Origin of the sequence: Zobellia barbeyronii, assembly GCF_018603515.1 — a bacterium.
GTDB classification, from domain to species: Bacteria; Bacteroidota; Bacteroidia; order Flavobacteriales; family Flavobacteriaceae; genus Zobellia; species Zobellia barbeyronii.
On record NZ_JACATN010000004.1, the window covers coordinates 273,677 to 299,171 of the forward strand.

The following is a 25,495-nucleotide window of genomic DNA, read 5'->3' on the forward strand; positions in this document are numbered from 1 at the left end:
CCCAAAACAGATTTTTTTAGACTCATAAAAAGGAGGGTTAAAGCGCAAGTCTTGTCATAACGTTAAACTTTTTAATGTCCATCTTAGTTTGCTTAATTTTGCAGTTCAATCCCTCCACATTCGCATTTGTATAGCATAGTAGACATAGAAACTACCGGCAACGGTATTAAGGGTAATAAAATTACCGAAATTTCCATATTCATATATGACGGTTATGAGATTGTGGACGAGTTCACTTCTCTTGTAAATCCTGAGTGTGAAATTCCTTATTTCATTACGGGCCTAACCGGCATTGATAATGATATGGTCCGTGACGCTCCAAAACTGGAGGAAATTGTAGATGATATTCTTAAAATTACGGAGAACACTATTTTTGTAGCCCACAGTGTAAACTTTGATTACAATGTAATTAAAAACGAGCTACAGCTTTTGGGTCTTGATTTTATTCGAAAAAAGCTTTGTACGGTCCGCTTATCGCGTAAGTTGTTACCCGGCTACCATTCCTATAGTTTAGGGAAATTATGCTCTTCATTAGGCATACCGTTAACGGACAGGCACCGCGCTAGAGGCGATGCGCATGCTACCACCCTACTTTTTAAAAAATTATTACGTGCAGATGGTGCCGACGAGGTTTTTAAGTCCTTCTTAAACTCCCGTTCCCAAGAAGCTACCTTACCTTCTTCTTTGCCTAGGGAGGCTTTTGAAAAGTTGCCCACAGCTCCTGGCGTTTATTATTTTAAGGATGGAAAAGGAAAAATCATCTATGTAGGGAAGGCCATTAATATTAAGAAGCGGGTACTAAGTCATTTTTACGATAAGAAAACCAAAGAAATTCAGCTTTGCCAAGTAACGGCAGATATAGACTTTGAACTTTCCGGAAGCGAACTTTTGGCTTTGTTAATGGAATCTAATGCGATAAAACATCATTACCCAGAATTTAACCGTGCGCAGAAAAGAAAGATTCAGCCGTACGGAATATTCAGTTATGAAGACCGTAACGGTATTATGCACTTAGCTTTTAATAAGTTAAAAATGGCACCAAATTCTGTACTGACTTTGTATAGCCCAACGGATTGTAGATTATTTATTGAAGAGGTCTGCAAAAGCTTTAGGCTGTGCCCTAAGTACTGCCATTTACAAGAGAATGTAAAAACCTGTTCTCATTACCGCATAGAAACTTGTGATGGTATCTGCAGGGAAGAAGAGGACCTTGCCTTATATAACGAAAAGGTACAACTGGCTTTAAAGCATATTAGGGCTCAGAAAGAAGACTTTGTAATTAGAGAAAAAGGTAGAAATGCAGAAGAGCAGTCTTTTGTATTGGTGAAAAATAGCGCTTATGTTGGTTATGGCTTTATAAACCAAGAAAATACTTTTACTGCAGACCATGAATTAGAAACTTTTCTGGTGCCACAAAATAACACTTTGGAGACCGAAAGTATCATTAAGTCCTACATGAGTAAAAATCCTGGAAAAGCGTTACTTCTAGAAAGTAAATGTGAAGATTAATAACGGTACAGTTACTTATTCAATTTCTTGTACATAAGGATTACGAACAATAACCATACGCTAAATATTAAGGCAACAACAGCGGTATATATCCATATAGCATCCATAAGTTTGGTTTCAGGTTGTACAAAGATTTGGTGGTTTTAGTCGAACTATAAATACTGACAAACAAAGCTATTTGTCAATTTGTAATCCGATTCTTATTAAAGATAACCAAAAATTAGAGAAAACAGCCCGTACGAATTAAGATTGTTTTAACATTTACAAAAATGTTAAAAAAAACGCCTAAACGATGTCTTATTCGCAATAAAAATTAACTTAAATGCAGAAAATCAAGTAGATACAACTATTTTTTCTTTCCGCTATTCATCAAAAGTAGCACGGTTACTACTAATGCTACGCAAACACATGCGAATACAGCAATCATAATAATGCCATTGCCGTAGTTAACGAGAGGTAAATTCTGAGAGATCATAGGTTGGTGATTTATATTTAGACAAATTTATGCCAAAGCCACAATTCAAAATATGATAATTATCAGTATTACAGAATTTTAGCGAACGTAATATCATGGTATATTAAAGTTGTCAGAAACTCAATTCCCTTATGCCTACCCTACCGTTTAGAAATACAAGCATTTGTTTTCATCGTTACAAACTGGATTAAAGAATCCAAATCCTTATAAGAAGGAAAACAATACTTTCAAAAACCCTTTCTAAATACCAAAATGCATCTTAGTCTAACATTTATGGTCATGTTGCCCAAAAATTACTGAGCTTATTACGAAACCTATGAACATAAAACCAAGTACCATAATAATTACGCTGGTAATGTTTACATCAAACGAGGAAAAAACTTGAGAGATCATAACTTTGATTTTTAAATTAATACTTAAAGTTAAGATGAAATGGTATCAGAAAATATGATAATTATCAGCATCGCATTTTTTTTATACTATAAATTCTACAGGTTTTTAAGGTGATATAAATTTCTAAAAACTTTCGTGTTGGAACTCAAACTGGGTAGATATTACTATATTCATCCAACCTTAATCAACCACAAAAATCGAAACACTAAAACACATTTTAAACCAGATTCTTCCTATTGAAGAACAGGATTGGGAGGTTATAAAACCACATCTCACCGTTACCAAATTCCAAGAAGAAGAACAGTTACTCTCCCCTCCTAACATCTGCAATTTTATTGCCTTTATAAAATCTGGCTCCATACGGTCATACCACACAGACGACAATCTGGTTGAAACCAACCTTCTCTTACGGTCCGAAAATGAATTCATTACAGATTACGAAAGTTTTATAAGCCAAGAACCGTCCACATTGTGGATTAAGGCTATTGATAAGGGCGAAGTCATTTATTTAGACAGAACGGGCCTGCATACCCTTTACGACACTTCTTTCTATTGGAATAAGTTTGGCAGAATTATTAGTGAACAGATTTTTCTGAACAGTAAACGTAGAACAGCACAAATGTTATTTTTGACCCCCACAGAGCGGTATGTACTGCTATTGGAAACCCAACCCTATTTTTTTCAGAAATATTCCTTAAAACATATTGCCAGTTATTTAGGAATAACTCCACAATCATTAAGTAGAATTAGAAACCAACTTTCTAAGCATTAGTTACCCAAAGTTAAGTGATGACTCCACTGCATTTCTAGAGATTTGTTTAAACAAAAAAACGAATCATGAAAAGTATCACATTTGAAAAAATTGGAGGCATAACTATGCTAATTACAGGTTTAGGACATACTACAACCCATTTTATTTTAGAAAACTCCACACATCCACATCCGGAATTAAAGCATGCCATGAAAAATACTCTTATAAAAATTGGGTCTGAAGTTTCCGTATTGGATTTCCATAACGGATTTAGTTTAGCCATGGGCCTACTATTAATAAGTTTTGGGGTTTCCATTCTAAGAAACAAAGACAAAACAGGACTGTTTATTAACCTAGTTGTAGCCGGTTTAATGGTTCTAATATCTGCACTTTACTTTCCTGTTTTTGTACTGGTATTAACCTCCATCTCTTTTACCTCTCTCCTTATAAGAACATTAAAATATGAAGATTGATAGTAACAACATTCATCCATCTGGCATAGTAATTTAGTAAAGGCGTAAAACATAAAAACCTCACAATTCCCAAATCTTTCCAATATCTTAAACTAAATTTATGGCGTGAAAATTTTAGCCATAGAAGACGAGCCCCAGTTACTCAGTAACATTAAAGAATCACTTGAAAAAGAGAATTTTCTTGTTGAAACGGCCTCCGATTACCATAGCGCCATAGACAAGATTTTTATTTATGAGTACGATTGTATTCTCTTAGATATTATGCTGCCTAATGGGAATGGATTGGAGATTCTAGCCGAACTTAAAAAAGCGGGTAAAAACGAAAACGTAATTATCATCTCTGCCAAAGATTCTTTGGACGACAAACTTAAAGGGCTGGAACTTGGAGCGGATGATTATCTTACCAAGCCCTTTCACCTGGCTGAACTTAACGCGAGAGTTAAAGCTGTTCTGCGAAGACAAAAATTAGACGGAAAAAACACTATTGAAATTGCCAACAGTGTTCTAGACCTAAAAGAAAGGACGTTTATGGTTGACCATAAGAATATTCCACTTAATAGAAAGGAGTTTGACATTCTAAATTACTTCTTGCTCAACAAAAACCGATTGGTTACAAAATCTGCGTTGGCGGAACACGTCTGGGGCGATAATTCTGATGAAGCCGATAATTTTGACTTTGTCTATTATCAAATTAAAAACCTGAGAAAAAAATTACAATCTGCCTGTGCGGATATAGAAATAGAATCCGTTTACGGAATTGGATACAAACTGGTTGAAAAATGAAACTACTCAACCAATCCATAAAATACCTATCGCTTTCAATTCTGGCGATTGTTACGGTTTGGTCCGTGATTTTTTACTTCAACCTACTCAATGAAATTAAGAGTAGTATAGACGAAGGATTGGAAAATTACAAGCGCCTCATCATCCTAAATGCGCAACAAGATTCTACGCTTTTAACCAAAGATTATTTTGATGAAAGTTTCTTCGCCATTCGGCAAATAGACAAACAACAGGCCCTTTCGGTTAAGGACAATTATCTTGATACTACGCTGTATATGCAAGATGCCGATGATGAAGAAATGGAACCCGAACCCGTGCGAATGCTCGTTACCGCTTTTGAGCTTAATGGTCAATACTATGAGCTAAAAGTGGCCAATTCCATGGTAGAAGAAGATGATTTAGTAAAGGAACTTCTTTCTGATGTAATTTGGTTGTACCTAACGTTAATCATCAGCATTGTGGTCATCAACAACTTTGCGCTCAAAAAACTCTGGAAACCATTTTATGAGTTCTTGAACCAGTTAAAGGAATTCCGCTTGGAAAAAAACCAAGTACTTCCCCAAGTAAAAACTGAGACCAAGGAATTTACAGATTTACAAAATGCAGTAAACTCCCTATTACAGCACGCTACCCAAACCTACGAACACCAAAAAGAATTTATAGGCAACGCCTCGCACGAGCTGCAAACGCCTTTGGCCATAGCCACCAATAAACTAGAACTGCTAATTGAAAACGGAAACCTACAAAACGAGCAGGCCGAAAATATTGCGGAGGTCATGCAGATTATTGAACGCCTGGTTCGCCTAAACAAATCATTATTGCTTTTGACCAAAATAGAGAACAAGCAGTTTTTAGATAATCAGACCGTTTCCCTCAACCAAGTTGTGGGCAATTGTGTAAACGATTTAGAGGAAATAGCATCCTTTAAAACGGTGAACATATCCATAAACGAAAGTGCAGAATTAGATTCGAAAATGGATGCTTCCCTCGCTAATGTTATGATTTCTAATTTACTCAGGAATGCTATTTTCCATAACATTCCCAACGGAAATGTCTCTATAGAAATAACTAAAAAAGCTGTCAACATAAGTAATACCGGTCATCCCCAGAAACTAGATGAAAATCTAATTTTTACGCGTTTCTACAAACCCAATTCTAATTCTAAGGGAACAGGACTGGGGCTCGCCATTGTAAAAGCTATTTCTGTGCTATACGATTTTCAGGTTTCCTATGCTTTCCGCGATGGTTTGCATAATTTTAAAATAGATTTTCCTTCGGCATAAATTCCTTTCCCAAGTCTTTCCAAATTCGGGTGTTTCTTTTGTCTTATAATCTAAAAAATCATATAAGATGAACAAACAAATTTTAAGTATCGGGGTAGCATTACTAATAGGCTCAATTGCACAAGCTCAAGACATTCCACAGAGTCAAGTTCCATCCATCATTGTAAACAAATTCAACAAAGAATTTCCAAAAGCATCGGATATAGAATGGGAAATGGACGGAAACCTGTACAATGTTGATTTTGAAATGGGCTGGAACAAAGACCATGATGTATGGTACAATGCCGAAGGTGATGTCGTAAAACACAAAGAGGAAATTGCCAAAAGTGAATTACCAAAAGCTGTTAAGGATAGAATAAAAACAGATTTTAAAGGCTACTCCGTAGACGATTTGGAACGCATTACAGATAACGATAAAGTGGTCTATAAATTAGAACTAGATGCCCTTACGCAACAAGATTGGGATGCTATTATTGATGCTGATGGTAACCTGATTAGTAAAATAGAAGACTAAAGTCATTCAGAAATGGTAAAAACTTGGTCAGCTATCCTATTAGGAACGATTATAAATGTAAACTGCCTTGCCCAATTTTCCCCTCCGGGATTGGGCGAGGCCAATACCGCCTCTTGGTTTGCCATTGGTATGAAGCAACACCTCAATGAAACAAAAACCGTTACCTCCGCTACCCATTTGGGTCTAGGGCGCATTAGCAATCCTGATGCCTACAACCCGTTTGAGAAATCCTCTATTTATGTTGTAAATGAAGAAGTAACGCACCAGTTTAGAAAAAACTGGAAGTACTCCGCTGCCCTAAGCTATCGTTGGCAAAACAAATACAAAGACACCCCACCTTATGATCTGGACACACCAAATGCACGTCAAGAATTAAGGATTTACAGTAGGTTTTCATACTTAAATTCCCTGAATAAGATGGACTATTCATTTAGCTATCGTCCGGAACTCCGGTTTTTCTACGACCCAGATTTTAGCGCCGCTACAAAAAACACCCAGTTTCGTTCTCGCTTTCGGGCAAAAGCCGCTTTTAACCTTAATGCATTAGAAACGCACAAAATTTCAACAACGGCAGAAGCTATGTTTTCCACCACCCGAACCAATAGCTGGAGTACATTTGAATATCAGGAAATCCGGTTTTGTCTGTATTACTCCATAACATTTCCAAAACAAAAACTCACGTTTAACTTGGGCTATATGAACGACCTTATTGGAAAAGACTCCATCACAGATGTACATTATTTTGCGTTTGATATTATGATTAACCACCCGTTCAGCATTTAAAACCAATATTATTGGTATTTAATTCAACCTGTTTTTCTTGTATTTCTGTATAAGCTTCCTTGCTCCGTTTAACATAATCATATGTGAACTGGGATTAATTGAAGGTACACTTTTATCATCTGGGAAAATGGACTCTTGGTTGGGGAGTGTTTTTCCGTATACTTGAGATGAGGAGATAAGTTCTCCCGTATTCAAATCATAGATTGCTACGGATACCGAAGCTCTGTTGCTTGAAGTCTCACCTTCAAAGCCTATTGAGCCGGCACCATCACTAATTACATTGCCTCCTATGTTAATAATGTAATCGCAATCTGTAGCTTTCTTTAATTCCTTTAGCTCTAAGTCCGATAAGTTGAACTTAATTTCAGGAGCTATCAATTTTGATGCTCTTAGCGTATGTATCTCAACTAATGAATCACCTAGTATTTTTTTAAAATCTTCTAATGAATTGTAATACAATTTGGTATCAAACTTTTTAGAGTTAGATACGGTTCTATTCATAATCCATTTTCCCGTACTGAAATCCAACTCCTTTCCTGTATCAAAAAAATAATCGTATTTGGCGCTGCCACAAGAAAAAAAAGTACAAATAATGAATATTAAAGCTAGTTTCTTCATGTAAGATTTTACGTTAAAAACAAAGTAAATGTAATTATTAATTCCATTCAAAATCATAAATAAAAACAGTAAAAAATACAGGTTGACTGTAACCCTAAAACCTTAAAATAGTCTCAATCCAGTGAAGAAAACGGAATAAGAAATACACCTTAGCTATTCAATCACCTTGGTCAGGTTTTATCTGTTCCTAGAATAATTCCTTGCCTTGGTGAAGTTGTCAGAAATTTCTAGTACTTTTCGTTTAGGAAACTAAAACATCTCTAAACATTAAATATGTTTTAAATCCTTACGATGGAGTTCTGCAACAAACGAAATGAATAAAGAAATTAAATTAGGAACAAAGGAGTATTTGGATGTTGCACAGCAAACGTTGGACAAGTCAATTAGATTAATCGCTAAATCAATCGACAAAGGATTAGCAGACACAAACGATGATATTGCAATGTCTTTTTCACTAATGACTGGACCAATTCTTGATACTAGTCATTCATTACTTGTGTTATCTTCTATGGGAAAAATGCGAGACTGCTATTCTTTATCTCGAATTGTTTTTGACCATGTTTTAAACTTGGGATATTTCGGAGCAAAAGGAGAAGAGACCGTAAAAAAAGCATTACAACATTATCACCAAAAAGCATTTCGTGATTTAGACAGAAAAATTGAGATAAAAGATTTAGCTTTTGGTATTGGGCTAAAAGACATAGACAAAGCACCAATTTCCGATAAGCTAAAAGAAGCTTTGAATTACTTCACTTCTAAAAAAGGATTTGAAATTAGGTCTTGGACGGGAGATAACGTATTCAAAAAGGTTGAAATCATTCGTGATTATTATGGAAAAGAAATCGGAATGATGTTAGTGATAAATTTATTTTTCATTTACCGACATTCATCTGAAATTATGCACGGAACTTTATTCGGAAGTCTATTTGCTCGTGGCATGACAAAACCGGAAAGCGAGCAACCTAATGATGAAAAGGAATTAAAAAAATTCCATAGAACAAGAATAAGTTTTATTTTAATATGTTCAATTCTCTTAAACTATGTCACTTTATATATTATCAATAGACATTACCCAAGACAAAAGGAAATGGAAGAATTAGCTGAGTTGATTAAAGACTTTAGAATTACAATGTATGAATAAGAGATTGCATAAATAAAGTAATCGTTCTAAAAGTCATTAATTCAACACAAAATCAACTCATATAAGCCTCGATCTAGTCGAGTTAGTAATAAAATCTAACATTAAAATGAAACACCTCATCCTAATCGCCTTTCTAATTCTGACCAGCTGCAAAGGCGAAACCAAAACGGAACAAGAGGTTGCTATAGACCCATCCGTTCAGGAAATGTGGGAGAGCTTTACCCAATCTAATGTAGAGTTCAAAGAAGAGGAACAACCAGAGTCTTGGTTTTTTCATGATAATGAGGAAGATGCCAACCGTTTAGCGGAATTGGTCTTAAAAGGAAAAAAGCAAGCGGGTTCCGGATTATATTCTTGGTATGCAGAAGCTAATGCAGATTTACCATCCGTAGGCACAAAACACATTATCACAGATTTTGATGGAACCGCACGAGCTATCATTCAAATCAAAAAAGTAGACACCATTCCTTTTAATGAAATATCAGAAGCTTACGCTGCTCTGGATATGGGAACAACCGTTGAACCCTTACAGAAATGGAAAAAAGCCCATTGGGATTTCTTTGCAAGTACCATGAAAGAAAGCGAGCAAGAGCCTACTGAGGATATGCTTGTGGTTTGTGAATATTTTGAAACCGTATGGCCTAAGAACTAAATCGCCAAACAATTGCTAAATGGAAGAACAAGCCGAAATCACAAAATTCTTAACCGATGAGCGATTTCAATACGGTCGATTAACAGTAAAAGAAAAACTGATTCAACAAAAAGAGAAAGGATCTATTGACGAGGAACAATTTGACAAAATACAAGACGAGGATATTCTTTTGAAAGTGAAGTACACGACTTATAAAAAGTGCGTAAAACAAATTATCATTGCATTGGGTCTCACACTAATTGGGTTCATCCTAATTAACGGTTCTCCTTTAGGCAGTTTATTTATAATTATTGGATTTATTCTTGCGATAAGTTCCTTCTTCAGTATTACATCAAATAGATTGACAAAAATCCAAAAGGTTTATTTAAAAAACTAAAACCTGTAGTAGCACTAAGCAAGACTTCGCTATTGCGTGTTTTATAAAACAAAACCCCCATTGCTCCTCTAAACAATGGGGGTTTTTAAACGTCTGTACGTACTTATAAAGTAGTAGGGCAAACATAGTCGGAGGAAGGAACTTCGGCCTTTTTAAGGGCTCCAAAACCGCCTCCTATATCTATAAAGTTGTGTATGCCTCTGCTCTTCAAAATAGATTCTGCTATAACCGAACGATAGCCACCTGCACAATGTACCAAGAAGGTTTTGTCTTTTGGAAATTCGCTCAGATAATCATTCAAACCATCTAATGGCGTATTAACAGCGCCAAGAACATGCTCAGAAAGAAATTCGCTCTCTTTACGCACATCAAAAACCTCAGCTTCTTTATTTTCAATTTTCGATTTTGCCTCTTCTGCAGAAATCGAAGTAATCGTATCATAATCTTTACCGGCTTTCTTCCAAGCTTCAAATCCACCTTTTAGAACCCCAATAGTGGCATCAAAACCAACACGGGACAAACGGGTTACCGCCTCTTCTTCCATGCCTTCTGGTGTCACCAATAAAAGGGGCTGCTTTGTATCTGCAATAAGCGCACCTACCCACGGAGCAAAATCGCCATTAAGACCAATAAAAATAGATCTTGGAATATGACCTGTTATAAAATCTTTCTGAGGTCTAACATCTAGTACTACTGCACCTGTTTCGTTTGCTATTAATTCAAAAGCATCCGGATTCAATTCTGTTGTACCGCGATCTAAGACATCGGCAATATCTTCATACCCTTCTTTGTTCATCTTAACATTCAAAGGGAAGTATTTTGGTGGAGGAAGCAAACCATCGGTAACTTCTTCAACAAACTCTTCTTTGGTCATATCTGCACGTAACGCGTAGTTCATTTTCTTTTGGTTGCCCAACGTATCTACCGTTTCTTTCATCATATTTTTACCACAAGCGGAACCTGCACCATGCGCCGGGTAAACAATGATATCATCTGACAACGGCATGATTTTGTTTCTTAAACTATCGAACAAAATACCCGCCAAATCTTCTTGGGTCATAGTTGCAGCTTTTTGAGCCAAATCCGGTCTCCCTACATCACCTAAAAACAACGTATCCCCAGAGAAAATAGCATGGTCTTTTCCATTTTCGTCTTTCAACAAATACGTAGTACTTTCCATGGTATGCCCAGGTGTATGCAACGCTTTTATGGTAATATCCCCAATTTTAAATTCTTGTCCATCTTTGGCTATAATGGCTTCAAACGTAGGGTCTGCATTGGGCCCGTAAACAATAGGTGCTCCGGTTTCTTTTGAAAGAGTAACATGGCCGCTCACAAAATCTGCATGAAAGTGAGTCTCAAAAATATACTTGATTTTAGCCTTGTCCTTTTCGGCTCTTTCTATATAAGGGTGTACTTCACGTAGTGGGTCAATAATGGCCACTTCACCTTTACTTTCTATATAATATGCGCCCTGTGCCAGGCATCCGGTATATATCTGTTCTATCTTCATAATCTTTTGTCTTTTTATTTCCCGTTAGGGAAAATTATACGCTTTACCTACTACTGTATCTAAAGCCTTACTTCACTGCTCTTTACAAAAATACCTCTATTCATTAAATTAGAAAGTAACATTAGTTACGGTCCCGACGGCTCTGGTGAGCTACTTGTGAACTCAATACGGATAAAGGTGTCATATTATCAAAATAATCTACCGCCTCTTTGGTCTGGACAAATAGGTATTGTTTATGCAGCACCTCTATAATACCACTACTAAAAATGGTATCCCGCGTTGGACCTGTAGCTCCTGAAATATAAAACTGAAGTCCTCTTTCATGCAGTTCTTCAATAACTCGTATAAGCATTTGCGCTGCGCTGGAATCTATATAACTTATGGCCTCTGCATTTAGAATAACTCCTTTGAGTTTACCTCCTTTGGCCGCTACATTTTTCAAAAGCTGCTTCTTAAAAAAGTTCTTATTCCCAAAATACAATTGGGAATCAAACCTTACGATAAGCAAATCATCACGAACCAAAACGTTCTCTCCAAACCTATCTACATTCTTATAATAATCCGAGCCTTCTATCTTTCCTAAAACTGCAAAATGAGGCTTTGAACTCTTGTACACCATTAACAACAAGGACAACAATACGCCCGCTAAAATACCTTCTGATATCCCTGCAAAAAGTGTTATCAAAAATGTGGTAATCAGCACAAAAAGTTCATCTTTCCGGTATTCCCAAAGACTCTTTGGATACGCAACATCAATAAGACCAAATACGGACACCATTATAATACTTGCTAAAACGGCATTGGGTAAATAATAGAATAAAGGCGTTAAAAACAACAGTGTTATAGCCACGGCAATAGCACTAAAAATTAAGGCCATAGGTGTTTTTGCTCCTGCCTGACCATTGATTGCCGAGCGCGAAAAGCTACCTGTTACTACATAAGATTGAAATAAAGAGCCTAGCATATTGGAGCTTCCCAAAGCAATAAGTTCCTTGTTGGCATCTATAGTATCTTCACCTGTTTGTTCCTCCATGGATTTACCGATGGATATAGCTTCTAAATACCCAATAAGTGCAAGTGTTACAGCTATTGGCGCCAATTCTATAATGGTATCCATTTTGAATTTCGGTAACTGAAAAGAGGGTAACCCCGTAGGAATCTCACCCACAATATTGACTCCAAAAACAGCTAGATTTAAAAAGTAAACTACCAAAATTCCTAGAATAACTACAAATAGAATTCCAGGTATTCTCTTATCAAATTTCTTTAAAGCTACAATGATAATTATACCGACTAAACCTATAGCAAAATCATATAAGTTGGTATCCGGTATCCTTTCAAAAGCATTCATTATTAAAACATCAAACCGATTACTACGGGTGATGTCAACCCCTAAAAGGTGCTTTAATTGACTGAACATTATAATTAACGCTGCCGCGGATGTAAAACCACTTATGACGGGTTTGGATAGAAAATTCACCAAAAAGCCCATCCGTAGAACACCCAACGTTAATTGTACGGCTCCAACACAAAAGGCCAAAAGCAAGGCCATGGCAATATAATCGTCCGTAGAAGTGATAGCTAAAGTACCCAGACCTGCTGCCAGCAAAAGAGAATCCATTGCTACAGGGCCTACGGCAAGCTGTCTAGATGTACCAAAAAATGCATACACAATCATGGGCACTAACGAAGCGTAGAGTCCGTATACAGGAGGTAAACCGGCAATCATAGCATATGCCATTCCCTGTGGGATCAATATGATACCCACGGTTAGACCCGCTATTAAATCTTTGGAAAACCAGCCTTTGTTATAGTCCGTAATCCACTCCAAAAAAGGGAGAATTCTTCGCATAAGACAAATGTACCACTTAATCTAAAATCCCTGTGTTACCTGTGTTACATCAACACAAAGAAACTAAGACTAAAACTGTTATAATTATTGAATATTGCCACCCACGGCCAGACCGCTTGGTACGCGTTCTGGTATGGTTTTATCAAAATCAGTATCATTAAGGGTATTCAAAAACGAAATAATCTGGGACATTTCCTTAACCGACAGATCTAGTTCCCTAACAAAAGGATCATACTTCTGAACGGATACATGTTCGTTACGCTCTTTTCCGTTGGCAATGTCTTCATAGAATTCCAACACTTTTTTAAGGCTGGACAAACTACCGTTGTGCATATAAGGTGGTGTAAAACGTAAATTCCTAAGTGTGGGCGTACGAAAGGCGAAAGTATCTTTAAAACCAGCATCTGGTTGCTCTAATTTGTCATTGATAGGTGTGCCCAGAACGTGCATCTTATAATCCGAAAACATAGGGCCGTTATGACAGTTGACACATCCTACCGATTTGAAAAGCTCAAAACCCTCTTTCTCTGAAATTAAGATAGCCTCTTGGTCTCCTCTCATATATTGGTCAAATCGAGAATTATTGGTTACCAATGAGCGTTCAAAAGCAGCAATGGCCTTTGCTAAATTAATTACCGAAACGGCATCTGGCTCATTAAATGCCGAAGCAAACAACTTTTGATACTCCGGTATGTCTTTTACCCGATCTACCACAATTTGCAAAATGCTATCCTCAGCAAAACCGTGACCACGCATTTCCTCAAAAGCCTTTATAGGTTCCAGTGCTTGTTTTTCGAGACTTTTTACGCGATCATCCCAGAACATAGTTGCTTCAGAAGGTTCATAATTCCCAAAGGCATCCATGCCATTATACGCTGAATTGATAATAGTTTGCGCGTTTCTTTTTACAAAGGGAATATCATTGAACGCATTGAATTTTCTTCGCGTACCTAGACCAGTGGCATTAGGACCAATGCTAATATCTAAAAACTCCGCATAACCATTGTCTGGATGATGACAAGTGGCGCAGGCTACATCTTTGTTTCCAGAAAGAATGGGGTCGTAAAAAAGTAACTTTCCAAGCGCTTCCTTTTCAGGTGTAGCGGGATTATCTGCTGGAGATTTTACCGTTCTTGGCAATGCCGTATACGTGGTTACGACCCTAATTTTATTTTGGGTCTTTTCCTGCTTTTTTCCATCACCTCCGCAACCAATGAGAAACATCAGTAGCATGCTCGGTAACAGAATTTTTCCTATTCTAGACATAAATTAACTACACGACAGAACAGTAAAAATAAACAATAAAAGACAAATATAATATGACATTTGTCAGCTAGGCAACTGAAAATCAGCCTAGCTGACAATCAACAATTTTTATAAAAACTTAGCTTTTACTTGGTTCACCAATTTAGTGCCATCAGGATCCGCTTTTGTTTTTAATTCACATAACTCTTCTCCCCATTCAGAGGTACGAGTACGCATAGGCGGATGCTCATTTTCTGCAACCTCAAGAACAACCTCAGCTACTTCGGTTCCTGTTTGGAAAACGATTTCAGCACTTTCACTTGATCTACTTACACTTTTATCCATGTACTGTTGAAAAATTGGCAGATACTCACCTGATGCCATTTGTCCTTCAACTACTGTTTTTCCAACTGCAGAAGTCATGAATTCCGTAGAAATTCCTCCTGGCTCAACACAACTGAAATTAATATTGAAAGCATCGGTTACATAACTTGCCAAACCTTCCATATATCCTTCTACAGCAAATTTAGCGCCACAGTATAGTTCATTAAAAGGTTGTCCAACCAAACCTCCAACAGAAGTAACAGAAATAATCTGACCTGATCTTTGCTTACGCATATAGGGCAAAACCGCTTGCGTACAGAAAACAACACCATGATAATTTACATCCGTAACCCATCTAATTTCCTCTTCGCTAGATTGCTCCGTAGTTTTGGCAAAACCTGCTCCAGCATTGTTTACCAAAACGTCTATTTTACCGTCCTTCTCAACAATAGTTTCTACGGCCTTTTTAATAGAATCTATTTTGGTAACATCTAGTTCTACTATTTCAATATCTAAGTTGCCTTCTTTTATTTTCTCTTTAAGTGCGGTTGCTTTTGCTAGGTTTCTCATGCTTGCATAAACCTTGTATCCTTTTGATGCAAAAAGTAATGAAGCCTCTAACCCTACTCCCGATGATGTTCCTGTAATTAAAACGTTTCTTTTCATTTCTATTGATTTACAATGTCACTATTTTGGAATGAACGTTCACTCCATTATATACTTAAATTTTTTTTACTCTTTTATAGCATCCCAAGTCATATTCACTTGATTTTGAATAGAACTTGAATTTGAGTTTGTATGCTCTTGCGTATGGTACCATCTTAAATATGAAACCACTGCCCCACCCATAAACTGAATGAGCTCATCTGTCTCTATGTCCTTTATAATACGCTCATCCTTGCCTTTATTGATCAAATCATAAACCGGCAGTACCGTTGCAATCCCCACTTTCTTGCTTTCTTCCGTAATAATTGGTGAAGCTCTAACTTGCTCCATAAACATGAAATACTGGGCATTATCAATAAAAAACAGGATAATATCTCTTAAATACGCTTCAAATTGAGTTTTAATTGGACGTGTTGCATCAAAGTCAGGAAACGCAGTGTCTTCTTGTTTTTTAATGTTAACATACAACTCATTTATCAAGACATCTTTAGTGGGAAAGTAATTATATATCGTTCCCATACCAGTTCCTGCATTTTTGGCAATAGCAGACATAGGTGTATTGTGCACTCCCTTTTCAACTAAAAGTTCTAAAGCAGACTGTAAGATGCTATCTTTCTTATTCACGAGGCAAATGTATATAATTTGGAACAATCATTCCAATTATTTAACTTAATTTTAAATCTTCTGTAGAAACGTTTCTTTTAAAAAGTGGATAACTATTATAAATCGATTACTTTAATTCTATTGCGCTGCATCTCTATTTTCCCTTCTTTCTCCAGTTTTTTAAGTAACCTTGAAATAACTACTCGTGAGGTGTTTAAATCGTAAGCAATATCTTGATGCGTGGTCTGAACGTATTCATCATGGTTAACCATAGCTTTATCTTGCAGATGTTTCAGCAACCTCTCATCCATCCGCAAAAAAGCTATTGTATCTACCGTTTCAAGTAACTCCGTCATCCGGGTGTGGTAACTATCTAAAATAAACTGGCGCCATGTTGTATACTTTGCCATCCATGCTTCCATCTTTTCTACGGGAATCATGATTAGTTCCGTATCACTTTCGGCTACCGCACGTATCTCACTTTTATGCGTACCTACACAACATGAAAATGTCATGGCGCAGGTATCTCCCCTTTCTAAGAAATAGAGAATAAGTTCATCTCCACTTTCATCTTCACGTAAAATCTTTATAGCGCCGTTCAGCAATAGCGGCATATGAGATATGGTCTCTCCTATGTCCATAATAACAGTACCCTGCGAAAACTTTTTGACCACACCTACTTCTTGCATTTCTGCTAAGAGTGCTTCTTCAAAAAGATATCCGTAATTCTGCAAAAGACCTTCTTCCATGTTTATTTTTTAATTTATTGCACTAATGAAGACTCTATACTGCGCATCTTCATCCTTTAAATAATCAAAACCTTCATGAAGCTTGGTTTGCGCTACAGCATAGGGGTAAAAAGTAATAGGTTCTATGCAAACCATATTGGGTACCTCTGTCCATAACATAAAATTACCAAAGCCTTCCGTCCGAATACGTAGTTCTTTCTGGTCCTTAAGCACAACCTCCGTACAACCCGGAACTTGAAAGGCTCGATTACCTACAGCCATGATTTCTGCTAACGTGATTTCCTTTTCGCCTGCCACCACAACTGGTCTTTCCGCATATAGTTTGAATGCAGGATGATATCCTAACATAAAAGGCATATCTCGTTCACCAGAAATCGTAAAGTTTACCTCAAGTCCATCTTGCGACAAACGGAATGTTTTCTTAAAGTTGAAATCGTATGTCCAGAACAACCATTCCTTATTAGACTTATTAGGGAATTTTGAGTTTTTTATTCGAGTACCTGTTGTATATTTTTTTTTCAATACTGCTTCAGCGTCTGTTGTAGAGACAACCTCATACGCCATTTCACGAAGAAGACCGTGCTGATCTTGAATAGCAATATCTCTTGGAGTCTGTACTTGAAACTTGGCATCGGCCGTAGGGCCAATAATCGGAAACATCTCTGTATCCGAACTACGCCAACCCGGACTACCCTTTTGATGAATATACTCGTAACCATCTACGGTATAACTCACCAATTCGCCAGCATCTATATGTACTTTTTGATTTTCAAATTTAAGTTCTATCATGGCACTATATTTTATAGCTATTTACAAGAAGTCGTTTTTCTTATGTGGTCTTACAAAGCTAATCTAAAAACCCTTTTTCGCGCATCCAATCATCATTAAACATCTTGCCAACATAGCGGCTTCCATGATCATGAAAAAGGACTACTACTATGTCGTCTTTTGTAAAATGTTCTTTCAGCTGTAGCACTCCTTTTATAGCGGCACCGGCAGAATTACCCAAAAACATAGCCTCTTCTTTTGCCAAACGCTGCGTGTAAATTGCTGCATCTTTATCGGTCACTTTGGTAAAGCCATCAATAACATCAAAATCTACATTTTTCGGCAGAATATCTTCCCCTATACCTTCTGTGATATACGGATAGATTTCCTTTTCATCAAAAATACCGGTCTCATGATATTTCTTAAAAACCGAGCCATAGGTGTCCACACCCCAAATTTTAATATCCGGATTCTTCTCTTTCAAAAATTTCCCGACTCCGGAAATGGTTCCTCCTGTTCCTACACCAACAACAAAATGTGTAATTTTACCATTTGTCTGTTCCCAGATTTCGGGTCCCGTACTTTCATAATGTGCTTTTGCATTGCTTGGGTTATCGTATTGGTTTACATACCAGGCGTTAGGGATTTCCGTAGCCAAACGTTTAGCTGTAGAATAATAACTTCTTGGATCGCTAGGCTCAACATCCGTAGGGCAAACATGTACTTCACTGCCCATTGCCCTTAAAATATCTACTTTTTCTTTTGATTGCTTATCGCTAATGACGCAAATTAACTTATAGCCCTTTATGGTAGCTGCTAATGCCAAACCCATACCTGTATTACCAGAAGTACCCTCTACGATAGTACCGCCGGGCTTTAATACACCAGAAGCTTCGGCATCTTCTATCATTTGTAAAGCCATGCGGTCTTTTACCGAGTTACCAGGATTAAAGGTTTCATACTTAGCCAAAACCAAACAAGGTAAATCAGCAGTAAGCTTGTTAACTTTTACTAATGGCGTGTTGCCAATAGTTCCCAGTATATTTTCTGCGTATTTCATAAATGAACTGTTGCTTATTTTATATGAAGGGTAAAATACAAAGAACGTAACACATAAAAAAAGTGACGTTCTTCTTCCTTTCTATTCGAACTTGATTGCCTTTACGGGAGTAATTTTTGTAATGATGTAAGAGGGCACCAAAAGCATAACGATGCAGAGAACCAATACACCAATATTTAGGATTAGTACGGTAACAAAATCTATATGAACCGGCACATAATCTATGTAGTATTCTTTTGGATTTGGAAATTTTAGTATTTGGAATTTATCTTGAAGGTAGATGGCACCGAGTCCTATAATATTCCCCCAGAAAAGGCCCACACCAATAAGGTAGCTAGCGTTGTACAAAAAGACTTTACGAATGCTCCAATTGGCAGATCCTAAAGCTTTAAGAATGCCTATCATTTGCGTTCGTTCTAGAATAAGAACCAACAAAGCGGTAATCATATTAAACCCACTTACAATGATAACAATGCCTATAATTAGAATGATGTTAAAATCGAAAAGGCTGATCCATTCAAAAATCTTGTAATACTTATTTATTATGGTCTGCGTATCTAAAGTAGATAGGGTTTTACCATAGATTTCTTTACTTTTTTCGTCTATGTCATCAAAATTATTTAGGAAGACCTCAAAATTACCAACTTGGTCATCTTCCCATTTGTTCATGTGTTGAATGTGACGTATATCCGTAAACAGATAAAGCCCATCAAACTCTTCAAAACCACTATCGTAAAGTCCGGTAATCTTAAATTTTCGCTGGTTGGGTAATTTTGAAACATCACCATCTTTAAGAAAAAATGAATAAAAGGTGTCACCAGTTTTTAAAGCGAGACGATTTGCCATAAGCTCTGACATTAATACCTCTTCATTTAAATCGCCAGAATAATCGGGAAGCTTCCCATCTACCAGATACTCCTCAAAAACAGACCAGTTGTAGTCACTACCAACACCTTTTGCTATGACACCTTCAAAAGTAGTCTCAGTCCTAATAATCCCAGCTTTACTGGCAACGGCCTGCACATGGTCAATACCATCAACATCTTTAAATTCTGGATAAAAATCTTGATTTAACGAAACCGGCATCACCGAAACATCAGATGCATTATTGTCGTAACTAGATATCTGAATGTGACCATTAAAGGCTGCTACTTTCTCCCGAATCTTATATTTAAGACCTATTCCTGTAGAGATAGTTATCAGCATCATAACGACCCCCAATGCAATAGCTGCAATTGCTATTTTTATTATTGGAGCGGAAATGCTAATTTTATGCGCTTCGCCCTTAATAAGCCGCTTGGCCAAAAAATATTCAAAATTCAATATATGGCATTTTTAAACTGTCTCAAAAGTACATTTTTCATTTGGTTTTTGCTTGTTGTGGCATGCGGAAACCCGACTAAAACAGAGAAATCTACTTATGAACCCACTTTGGTCCTCACAGATACTATTGTTGAGAAGCCTATTATTGTTGCCGCCAACAGAACTAACGCCTATTTACCTTTACTAAAAGGCAAACGAGTAGGTATTGTTGGTAATCAGACTACCATTATTTTCAAACCCTCTAAGGATAGTATAAATACACCTACTCCATATATTCATTTGGTAGACTCCTTACTCTCCTTACAGGTAGATGTTAAGAAAGTATTTGCTCCTGAACATGGATTTAGAGGTGTTGTAGACGCCGGAGAAAAAGTAAAAGATGGTGTTGATAGCAAAACGGGGCTCCCTCTTATTTCTTTATATGGAAAAAACAGAAAACCTTCTGCGGAACAATTGAAAGATATTGATGTTGTCCTTTTTGACATTCAAGATGTGGGTGTTCGTTTCTACACCTATATTGCCACCCTGCAATTGGTTATGGAAGCTTGTGCAGCACATGACATTCCTTTAATTGTATTAGATCGCCCAAATCCTAATGCGCACTATATAGATGGCCCAACAATGGAAAAAGCACATACCGGTTTTCTAGGTATGACGGAAATACCTTTAGTTTATGGGATGACTATTGGCGAATATGCTCAAATGATCAATGGAGAAAAATGGATTGAAGGCGAGAAGAAAGCAGACCTTACCGTAATACACTTAGAGAACTGGACTCACGAAACAGAGTATAGTTTACCTGTTCGTCCTTCTCCAAATTTACCGAACGATATTGCCATTAACCTCTACCCTAGTTTAGGTCTTTTTGAAGGGACGAACGTAAATGCCGGAAGAGGAACGGAATTACAGTTTCAATGTTATGGGGCTTCTTTTTTAGACAGTACGCAATACAGTTTTAGGTATACCCCTATGCCTAATTTTGGTTCAAAATCACCAAAAGAAAATGGAAAGATTTGCTTTGGCAAGGATTTATCAGAATTTCCAAGAATGAGTGAAGTATCCGTTCAATGGCTTATAGATGCGAATATAAATTCAGAAGACAAAACCAAGGTCTTCAACAAAAGTGGTTTTACCAAACATGCGGGCACAGAGAAACTACAAGAACAAATAGAAAAAGGAGAACTTGAAGAAACCATCAAAGAAAGCTGGCAAGCAGATTTGACTAAATTCAAGAAAATCAGAAATAAATACTTGTTGTATCTATAACCAAAATGAGGCTATAAAACTTCGCTGGTTTCTGACGTTGTTGGTTTTCTAGATTTATGAAAAGGTTGTTTTAGCAATCCTTTTATGCTTGCATTTTCTACCTCATCAGGAAAAGTATCTACGCCGTAAACAATATTGTCCCTATCAAACTTCATGAAAGTTCCAAACAGACGGTCCCATATAGAAAATATATTTCCGTAATTACTATCTGTATAAGGAAGCTTATAATGATGATGCACTTTATGCATGTCTGGAGAAATAATCACCCAACTAAGAACCTCATCTAGCTTTCTAGGCATCTTTATATTGGCATGGTTAAACTGTGTGGCTATCAATGAAAGCGACTGGTACAACATAACAATTCCTATTGGTGTTCCCACTATCAAAACTCCGAACAAAGTAAAGACAAAACGAATCATACTTTCCAAAGGATGGTGACGGTTTGCCGTAGTAGTATCTACATTATGATCGGTATGGTGCACTAAATGAACCCTCCATAGAAGTTTTACCTTGTGCTCTACCAAATGTGCTAGATAGGCACCTATTAAATCTAAAAGAAGCAACCCTACAATTACGTAAAGCCATAACGGCATTTCAGGTAGCCAATTAATAATACCGAACTTTTCTACGACCGTAAAATCGGCAGTTTTCAATAATAGAAAGGCTAATGCAAAGTTTACGATTATAGTGGTAAACGTAAAAAATAGATTGGGTAAAGCATGCTTCCATTTCTTATAGGTAAAACCAAAAAGCGGTACGATGCCCTCTAAAATCCAAAAGAAAGTAATACCGCCCACAAGAATAAGTGAACGGTGCAAAGAAGGTATTGTTTCAAAATAGTTAATTACGAATTCCATATTCTAAAGATAGAAAAATTAACCAATTCTGAAATAATAAGCAGATTTTTGCTAATTATTTTAATTGTATGGGAATCCAAACTTCTTCTTCAGAATCAGGATGATTGTTTTTGTACTTCTCTCCTAAAACTTCAAATTGTGGTCTATGATCTAATTGATAATCTGAAGCTGGCATCCATTCCAAAAAGATATAATCCATAGTTTTCTTGAAATCACTGGACAGCCCCTTATGAATGAAAACGGCATACATTCCTCCTTTTAAATCCAGTGTCTTAAAATCGGCAGCATACTCAGTATACTCACTCACTTCAACGGTTGCCCACTTCTCAAACTCCGTATTCGGGTTGAAACTTTCAGCATCAGGAAACTTCTCATACACTTGAACAGAATACAATTCTGACCCCACTGCATTTGTAATGTGCCTCTTAAGGGGCATAAACCAACTCCACAAATCGAATGTGCGATTATTGGCCAATGACATTTTTAAAGAATGCCCTACCAACTTTTTCTCAGATAACTCTACTATTCTAGGCTCCATTAGTCTAAAGGTTGAACAATTTAATTACCAATAGCTTTCTTCATTTTCTTAACAATATTAAAAGCAGCAGGACAAATGGCTACGTTCTTTAAAGTTAAGTTAGAAATCTGTTGAAATTTTTTACGGTCTGTATGTGGAAATTCTCGGCATGCTTTTGGCCGCACATCATAAATAGAACAATAATTATCAGCTCCTAAAAAAGTGCACGGCACTTCTTGAAGTACATAATCATTCTCATCATCTATTCGTAAATATTGCTCTATGAACTTTTGAGGCTTAAGCCGGAAATGTTTGGAAATACGTTCAACATCGGCCTTTGTAAACAATGGCCCCGTAGTTTTACAACAATTAGCACACTCTAAACAATCTGTACGCTGAAACTCTTCATCATGTAATTCTTGCATTACATAATCCAAATTTTTAGGCGGTCGCTTTTTAAGTTTAGCAAAAAACTTGCGATTCTCATTGTGCTTTTCCTGTGCTTTTTTAGGAAGTTCTTTTAAAATTTGCTCCATTCATCTAAAAATCTGCCCAAAACTAAACAAGAAATACTTAAAATGTCCAATTTTGCCAAACAAACCACTTGCTATATGAAAGACGTTTTTGGAAAGGCCATATTAGATTTTCAAGAAGGCAACTATACGGAAGATATAATTACGTTTTCATCTCTAGACGAAGAAGATACAATTCCCGTACCCTACCTCTTTAGGGTTTTTAAAGAAATGCCCAAATTAGAACAGGAAGCATTAAAACTCTGTAAGGGTACTATTCTGGATATTGGCTGTGGAGCTGGTAGCCATAGTTTGTATCTACAAGAAAAAGGACATTCGGTAACTGCTTTGGATTATTCAAAAAGAGCCATAGAAACTTGCAGCTTAAGAGGTATTAAGAATGTAGTTTATACTGATATATATAGTTTTAAAAATCAAAAATTTGATACTCTATTGCTATTGATGAACGGCATTGGCATTGTTGGAAAATTGAATAACATGTCCAAATTCTTTGATCATATAAAAACATTGATGAACCCTGGCGCACAAATTCTATTGGACTCCAGTGACATCATTTACATGTTTGAAGAAGATGAAGATGGTGGGGTTTGGGTACCGGATACAGGTTCATATTATGGCGAGATTGAATTCCAAATGGAGTACAAAAAAGAAAAAAGTGATTCCTTTTTCTGGTTATACCTAGATTACAAGACCTTAGAAATGGCCGCAGAATCAAACGGATTTAACTGCGAAATTGTAAGAAACGGCGAACATTACGACTATTTGGCTAAATTATGGCTTAAATAACATCATTTTTCGCCATTTTTGTATTCTTGCTTCCTAGCAATAAACTTCCCTATGAAAAACATACACACACTTTTATTGGTTTTGCTTTTTGGCCTTTTTACAGGATGTTCAAAAGATGAAGACGACCAAGTAGCAAACGAAAGCAAAACATTGGACAAGACTGCCAACTTGCAAGGCACTGGAGATTCTGCCAATGATATATTATCTAATGATAAATTTACCAAGCTTCTTATTGAAATTGCATATGTAGATGGTTTTAAACCTACCGAAGAAGCCATGGAGGGTTTTGTTAATTATCTAAAGGAAAGAACGTTTAAAGAAGACATCGAACTTAAGTATACAAAACTTGAGTCTCCTGACGAAGAAAGTTTGACACTTGAAGAAATTGCTGATTTAGAATCAGAAAACAGAACAGTTTATAATGATGGTGAAACCTTGGCGGTGTACATCTATTTTTCAGATGCTCCAGCAGATGGCGATGATGAAGAAGAAGGTCTAGTAACTTTAGGCGCCGTATTCCGTAACACTTCTATGATTATTCATGAAGCCACAGTTCGTAAATTGGCTGCCCAAAGACTCTTTGTTACGGATGCTGATGTAGAGAGCTCTACCTTAAATCACGAATTCGGGCATTTGTTCGGGCTCGTTAATTTAGGAACTACACCTGTAAATGACCATGAAGACATACAAGTAGACGAAGATGGCAAACCTGTTTTAGACTCAGCAGGCAATACTATTGGCAACAGTCATTGTGATGTTGAAGGTTGTCTTATGCTTGCAGAATTGCAATTTGACGGTGGGTTTACAGGCAAAAGCGCTTCGCTTACCGCAAAAGATAATAACACCATTACCTCTGCATGTTCTTTAAGCGGTAAAAGTGTTCTTAAACTATTAGATAGCAAAACTGCAAAAAACGGAATACCAGAACCTCCTAGCTTAGACAGCGAATGTCTTTTAGACCTTAAAAACAATGGAGGCCGTTAAGTATATCTTTCCTTATGGTATATTTAAATACTTATGCGTCTGTAGTGAGACTTTCCATTTAGGGTTTTTCATAACATAATCCACGATCATAGGAACTACTTTGTCCCGTACACTCCATTCTGGTTGTAAATAGAGAATACAGTCTTTGTTGGTTTTTGCAGCCTCTTGTTCAGCAAAAATTAAATCATGCTTATTAAATACTATGACCTTTAACTCATGGGCCTCATCATAAATTCTGCCTTCAGGTAATTTGTTCTTCTTTGGAGACAGGCAAATCCAATCCCAAGTACCCGTTAGAGGATATGCTCCAGAAGTTTCAATATGAATTTTAAGATTTTTCGCTTTTAAGGCATCGGTTAAAGGTTGCATGTTCCAAGTAAGCGGCTCTCCCCCAGTAATTACAATGGTATCGGAATATTTAGCTGCATTCTCGGTAATCTTTTCTATAGCCGTTGGCGGATGAGTTTCCGCATTCCAGCTTTCTTTAACATCACACCAGTGACATCCAACATCACATCCTCCAACTCTAATAAAATAAGCTGCTGTACCTTTATGGAAACCTTCGCCTTGTATGGTGTAGAATTCTTCCATTAAGGGCAACATGTTCCCCTTATCAACTTCCTTTAAAACTTCATCTTTTACCATCGCGCAAAGATACGTCTTGCAAATTCCAAAACCCAAATTCTAATTCTTAAATT

At 36.8% G+C, this 25,495-nt stretch carries 27 protein-coding genes; 12 read left to right on the top strand and 15 right to left on the bottom strand.

The features are described from left to right. Positions 1-126: 126 nt before the first annotated feature. The gene (locus HW347_RS13605; RefSeq protein ID WP_214612362.1) at positions 127-1,509 is read left to right on the top strand and encodes an exonuclease domain-containing protein; all 1,383 of its coding nucleotides are present in this window, start codon (positions 127-129) and stop codon (positions 1,507-1,509) included. A gap of 1,048 nt (positions 1,510-2,557) precedes the next feature. Here HW347_RS13605 and HW347_RS13610 read toward each other — a convergent pair. Beyond that, positions 2,558-2,806 (bottom strand): hypothetical protein, encoded by a 249-nt coding sequence (locus tag HW347_RS13610; RefSeq protein WP_214612363.1) that lies wholly within the window; start codon positions 2,804-2,806, stop codon positions 2,558-2,560. A 408-nt stretch (positions 2,807-3,214) separates the two neighbouring features. On the opposite strand from HW347_RS13610, the gene HW347_RS13615 reads away from it, so the two are divergent. The 5 genes from HW347_RS13615 to HW347_RS13635 all read left to right on the top strand — a co-directional run bounded on the left by HW347_RS13615 (position 3,215) and on the right by HW347_RS13635 (position 6,964). Further along, positions 3,215-3,601 carry an LIC_13387 family protein gene (locus HW347_RS13615; RefSeq protein ID WP_214612364.1) on the top strand — a complete coding sequence of 129 codons (387 nt, stop codon included), beginning with the start codon at positions 3,215-3,217 and terminating at the stop codon, positions 3,599-3,601. A 105-nt stretch (positions 3,602-3,706) separates the two neighbouring features. After that, positions 3,707-4,384 carry a response regulator transcription factor gene (locus tag HW347_RS13620; protein WP_214612365.1) on the top strand — a complete coding sequence of 226 codons (678 nt, stop codon included), beginning with the start codon at positions 3,707-3,709 and terminating at the stop codon, positions 4,382-4,384. Further along, positions 4,381-5,667, top strand: coding sequence for a sensor histidine kinase (locus HW347_RS13625; RefSeq protein ID WP_214612366.1), 1,287 nt, complete (start codon positions 4,381-4,383; stop codon positions 5,665-5,667). Before HW347_RS13620 ends, HW347_RS13625 begins: the two co-directional genes overlap by 4 nt. A 67-nt stretch (positions 5,668-5,734) precedes the next feature. Further along, entirely contained in the window at positions 5,735-6,181 is a 447-nt protein-coding gene (locus tag HW347_RS13630; protein ID WP_214612367.1) for a PepSY-like domain-containing protein, read from the top strand. A 12-nt stretch (positions 6,182-6,193) separates the two neighbouring features. Beyond that, positions 6,194-6,964 (top strand): DUF2490 domain-containing protein, encoded by a 771-nt coding sequence (locus tag HW347_RS13635; protein WP_214612368.1) that lies wholly within the window; start codon positions 6,194-6,196, stop codon positions 6,962-6,964. A gap of 18 nt (positions 6,965-6,982) precedes the next feature. Here HW347_RS13635 and HW347_RS13640 read toward each other — a convergent pair whose 3' ends face one another. Next, on the bottom strand, positions 6,983-7,582 hold the full coding sequence (locus tag HW347_RS13640; RefSeq protein WP_214612369.1) for a hypothetical protein: 600 nt from the start codon (positions 7,580-7,582) through the stop codon (positions 6,983-6,985). A gap of 313 nt (positions 7,583-7,895) precedes the next feature. Between HW347_RS13640 and HW347_RS13645 the strand changes: the two genes are divergently transcribed. From HW347_RS13645 to HW347_RS13655, 3 genes are all read left to right on the top strand, one after another. After that, positions 7,896-8,723, top strand: a complete 828-nt coding sequence (locus tag HW347_RS13645; RefSeq protein WP_214612370.1) for a DUF5677 domain-containing protein — start codon at positions 7,896-7,898, stop codon at positions 8,721-8,723. A 106-nt stretch (positions 8,724-8,829) separates the two neighbouring features. Beyond that, positions 8,830-9,375, top strand: coding sequence for an ASCH domain-containing protein (locus HW347_RS13650; protein WP_214612371.1), 546 nt, complete (start codon positions 8,830-8,832; stop codon positions 9,373-9,375). A 19-nt stretch (positions 9,376-9,394) separates the two neighbouring features. After that, entirely contained in the window at positions 9,395-9,751 is a 357-nt protein-coding gene (locus HW347_RS13655) for a hypothetical protein (RefSeq protein WP_214612372.1), read from the top strand. Between the two features lie 103 nt (positions 9,752-9,854). Here the strand turns inward: HW347_RS13655 and HW347_RS13660 are convergent, their stop codons facing one another. The 9 genes from HW347_RS13660 to HW347_RS13700 form a co-directional block, all read right to left on the bottom strand. Beyond that, positions 9,855-11,264 (bottom strand): MBL fold metallo-hydrolase, encoded by a 1,410-nt coding sequence (locus HW347_RS13660; protein WP_214612373.1) that lies wholly within the window; start codon positions 11,262-11,264, stop codon positions 9,855-9,857. A 121-nt stretch (positions 11,265-11,385) separates the two neighbouring features. Then, a complete protein-coding gene (locus HW347_RS13665; protein ID WP_214612374.1) occupies positions 11,386-13,116 on the bottom strand; it encodes a SulP family inorganic anion transporter in 1,731 nt (576 codons plus the stop codon). An 84-nt stretch (positions 13,117-13,200) separates the two neighbouring features. Next, the gene (locus tag HW347_RS13670; protein WP_225901931.1) at positions 13,201-14,382 is read right to left on the bottom strand and encodes a cytochrome-c peroxidase; all 1,182 of its coding nucleotides are present in this window, start codon (positions 14,380-14,382) and stop codon (positions 13,201-13,203) included. A gap of 108 nt (positions 14,383-14,490) precedes the next feature. After that, a complete protein-coding gene (locus tag HW347_RS13675) occupies positions 14,491-15,351 on the bottom strand; it encodes an SDR family oxidoreductase (protein WP_155594615.1) in 861 nt (286 codons plus the stop codon). 66 nt (positions 15,352-15,417) lie between these two features. Then, positions 15,418-15,975, bottom strand: coding sequence for a TetR/AcrR family transcriptional regulator (locus HW347_RS13680; protein WP_214612375.1), 558 nt, complete (start codon positions 15,973-15,975; stop codon positions 15,418-15,420). A gap of 95 nt (positions 15,976-16,070) precedes the next feature. Next, positions 16,071-16,703 (bottom strand): Crp/Fnr family transcriptional regulator, encoded by a 633-nt coding sequence (locus tag HW347_RS13685; RefSeq protein ID WP_214612376.1) that lies wholly within the window; start codon positions 16,701-16,703, stop codon positions 16,071-16,073. A 9-nt stretch (positions 16,704-16,712) separates the two neighbouring features. Continuing rightward, entirely contained in the window at positions 16,713-17,492 is a 780-nt protein-coding gene (locus HW347_RS13690; protein WP_214612377.1) for an aldose 1-epimerase, read from the bottom strand. Positions 17,493-17,550: 58 nt separating this feature from the next. After that, positions 17,551-18,531 (bottom strand): PLP-dependent cysteine synthase family protein, encoded by a 981-nt coding sequence (locus tag HW347_RS13695; protein ID WP_214612378.1) that lies wholly within the window; start codon positions 18,529-18,531, stop codon positions 17,551-17,553. 81 nt (positions 18,532-18,612) lie between these two features. Then, positions 18,613-19,854, bottom strand: coding sequence for an ABC transporter permease (locus HW347_RS13700; protein WP_214612379.1), 1,242 nt, complete (start codon positions 19,852-19,854; stop codon positions 18,613-18,615). 3 nt (positions 19,855-19,857) lie between these two features. Here HW347_RS13700 and HW347_RS13705 point away from each other — a divergent pair, with 3 nt between their 5' ends. After that, positions 19,858-21,120 (top strand): exo-beta-N-acetylmuramidase NamZ family protein, encoded by a 1,263-nt coding sequence (locus tag HW347_RS13705; RefSeq protein ID WP_214612380.1) that lies wholly within the window; start codon positions 19,858-19,860, stop codon positions 21,118-21,120. A gap of 11 nt (positions 21,121-21,131) precedes the next feature. On the opposite strand, the gene HW347_RS13710 is transcribed toward HW347_RS13705, so the two are convergent. The 3 genes from HW347_RS13710 to HW347_RS13720 are packed head-to-tail and all read right to left on the bottom strand — an operon-like array spanning position 21,132 to position 23,030. Then, positions 21,132-21,977, bottom strand: coding sequence for a sterol desaturase family protein (locus tag HW347_RS13710; protein ID WP_214612381.1), 846 nt, complete (start codon positions 21,975-21,977; stop codon positions 21,132-21,134). 55 nt (positions 21,978-22,032) lie between these two features. Further along, positions 22,033-22,515, bottom strand: a complete 483-nt coding sequence (locus tag HW347_RS13715) for a GyrI-like domain-containing protein (protein WP_214612382.1) — start codon at positions 22,513-22,515, stop codon at positions 22,033-22,035. A 20-nt stretch (positions 22,516-22,535) separates the two neighbouring features. Next, positions 22,536-23,030, bottom strand: a complete 495-nt coding sequence (locus tag HW347_RS13720; RefSeq protein ID WP_214612383.1) for a YkgJ family cysteine cluster protein — start codon at positions 23,028-23,030, stop codon at positions 22,536-22,538. Positions 23,031-23,105: 75 nt separating this feature from the next. Here HW347_RS13720 and HW347_RS13725 point away from each other — a divergent pair, with 75 nt between their 5' ends. After that, on the top strand, positions 23,106-23,813 hold the full coding sequence (locus HW347_RS13725) for a class I SAM-dependent methyltransferase (protein ID WP_214612384.1): 708 nt from the start codon (positions 23,106-23,108) through the stop codon (positions 23,811-23,813). 51 nt (positions 23,814-23,864) lie between these two features. Further along, complete coding sequence (locus HW347_RS13730; RefSeq protein WP_214612385.1) at positions 23,865-24,797, top strand: hypothetical protein; 933 nt, start codon at positions 23,865-23,867, stop codon at positions 24,795-24,797. A gap of 12 nt (positions 24,798-24,809) precedes the next feature. Here the strand turns inward: HW347_RS13730 and HW347_RS13735 are convergent, their stop codons facing one another. Beyond that, positions 24,810-25,442, bottom strand: coding sequence for a 7-carboxy-7-deazaguanine synthase QueE (locus tag HW347_RS13735; RefSeq protein ID WP_214612386.1), 633 nt, complete (start codon positions 25,440-25,442; stop codon positions 24,810-24,812). Between the last annotated feature and the right edge of the window lie 53 nt (positions 25,443-25,495).

Excerpts from the sequence above, each read along its gene's own strand:
- HW347_RS13610 (WP_214612363.1), bottom strand. The coding sequence starts at position 2,806 with ATGAATTCATTTTCGGACCGTAAGAGAAGGTTGGTTTCAACCAGATTG.
- HW347_RS13615 (WP_214612364.1), top strand. The coding sequence starts at position 3,215 with ATGAAAAGTATCACATTTGAAAAAATTGGAGGCATAACTATGCTAATT.
- HW347_RS13625 (WP_214612366.1), top strand. The coding sequence starts at position 4,381 with ATGAAACTACTCAACCAATCCATAAAATACCTATCGCTTTCAATTCTG.
- HW347_RS13630 (WP_214612367.1), top strand. The coding sequence starts at position 5,735 with ATGAACAAACAAATTTTAAGTATCGGGGTAGCATTACTAATAGGCTCA.
- HW347_RS13635 (WP_214612368.1), top strand. The coding sequence starts at position 6,194 with ATGGTAAAAACTTGGTCAGCTATCCTATTAGGAACGATTATAAATGTA.
- HW347_RS13640 (WP_214612369.1), bottom strand. The coding sequence starts at position 7,582 with ATGAAGAAACTAGCTTTAATATTCATTATTTGTACTTTTTTTTCTTGT.
- HW347_RS13645 (WP_214612370.1), top strand. The coding sequence starts at position 7,896 with ATGAATAAAGAAATTAAATTAGGAACAAAGGAGTATTTGGATGTTGCA.
- HW347_RS13650 (WP_214612371.1), top strand. The coding sequence starts at position 8,830 with ATGAAACACCTCATCCTAATCGCCTTTCTAATTCTGACCAGCTGCAAA.
- HW347_RS13655 (WP_214612372.1), top strand. The coding sequence starts at position 9,395 with ATGGAAGAACAAGCCGAAATCACAAAATTCTTAACCGATGAGCGATTT.
- HW347_RS13660 (WP_214612373.1), bottom strand. The coding sequence starts at position 11,264 with ATGAAGATAGAACAGATATATACCGGATGCCTGGCACAGGGCGCATAT.
- HW347_RS13665 (WP_214612374.1), bottom strand. The coding sequence starts at position 13,116 with ATGCGAAGAATTCTCCCTTTTTTGGAGTGGATTACGGACTATAACAAA.
- HW347_RS13670 (WP_225901931.1), bottom strand. The coding sequence starts at position 14,382 with ATGTCTAGAATAGGAAAAATTCTGTTACCGAGCATGCTACTGATGTTT.
- HW347_RS13675 (WP_155594615.1), bottom strand. The coding sequence starts at position 15,351 with ATGAAAAGAAACGTTTTAATTACAGGAACATCATCGGGAGTAGGGTTA.
- HW347_RS13685 (WP_214612376.1), bottom strand. The coding sequence starts at position 16,703 with ATGGAAGAAGGTCTTTTGCAGAATTACGGATATCTTTTTGAAGAAGCA.
- HW347_RS13690 (WP_214612377.1), bottom strand. The coding sequence starts at position 17,492 with ATGATAGAACTTAAATTTGAAAATCAAAAAGTACATATAGATGCTGGC.
- HW347_RS13695 (WP_214612378.1), bottom strand. The coding sequence starts at position 18,531 with ATGAAATACGCAGAAAATATACTGGGAACTATTGGCAACACGCCATTA.
- HW347_RS13705 (WP_214612380.1), top strand. The coding sequence starts at position 19,858 with ATGGCATTTTTAAACTGTCTCAAAAGTACATTTTTCATTTGGTTTTTG.
- HW347_RS13710 (WP_214612381.1), bottom strand. The coding sequence starts at position 21,977 with ATGGAATTCGTAATTAACTATTTTGAAACAATACCTTCTTTGCACCGT.
- HW347_RS13715 (WP_214612382.1), bottom strand. The coding sequence starts at position 22,515 with ATGGAGCCTAGAATAGTAGAGTTATCTGAGAAAAAGTTGGTAGGGCAT.
- HW347_RS13720 (WP_214612383.1), bottom strand. The coding sequence starts at position 23,030 with ATGGAGCAAATTTTAAAAGAACTTCCTAAAAAAGCACAGGAAAAGCAC.
- HW347_RS13725 (WP_214612384.1), top strand. The coding sequence starts at position 23,106 with ATGAAAGACGTTTTTGGAAAGGCCATATTAGATTTTCAAGAAGGCAAC.
- HW347_RS13730 (WP_214612385.1), top strand. The coding sequence starts at position 23,865 with ATGAAAAACATACACACACTTTTATTGGTTTTGCTTTTTGGCCTTTTT.
- HW347_RS13735 (WP_214612386.1), bottom strand. The coding sequence starts at position 25,442 with ATGGTAAAAGATGAAGTTTTAAAGGAAGTTGATAAGGGGAACATGTTG.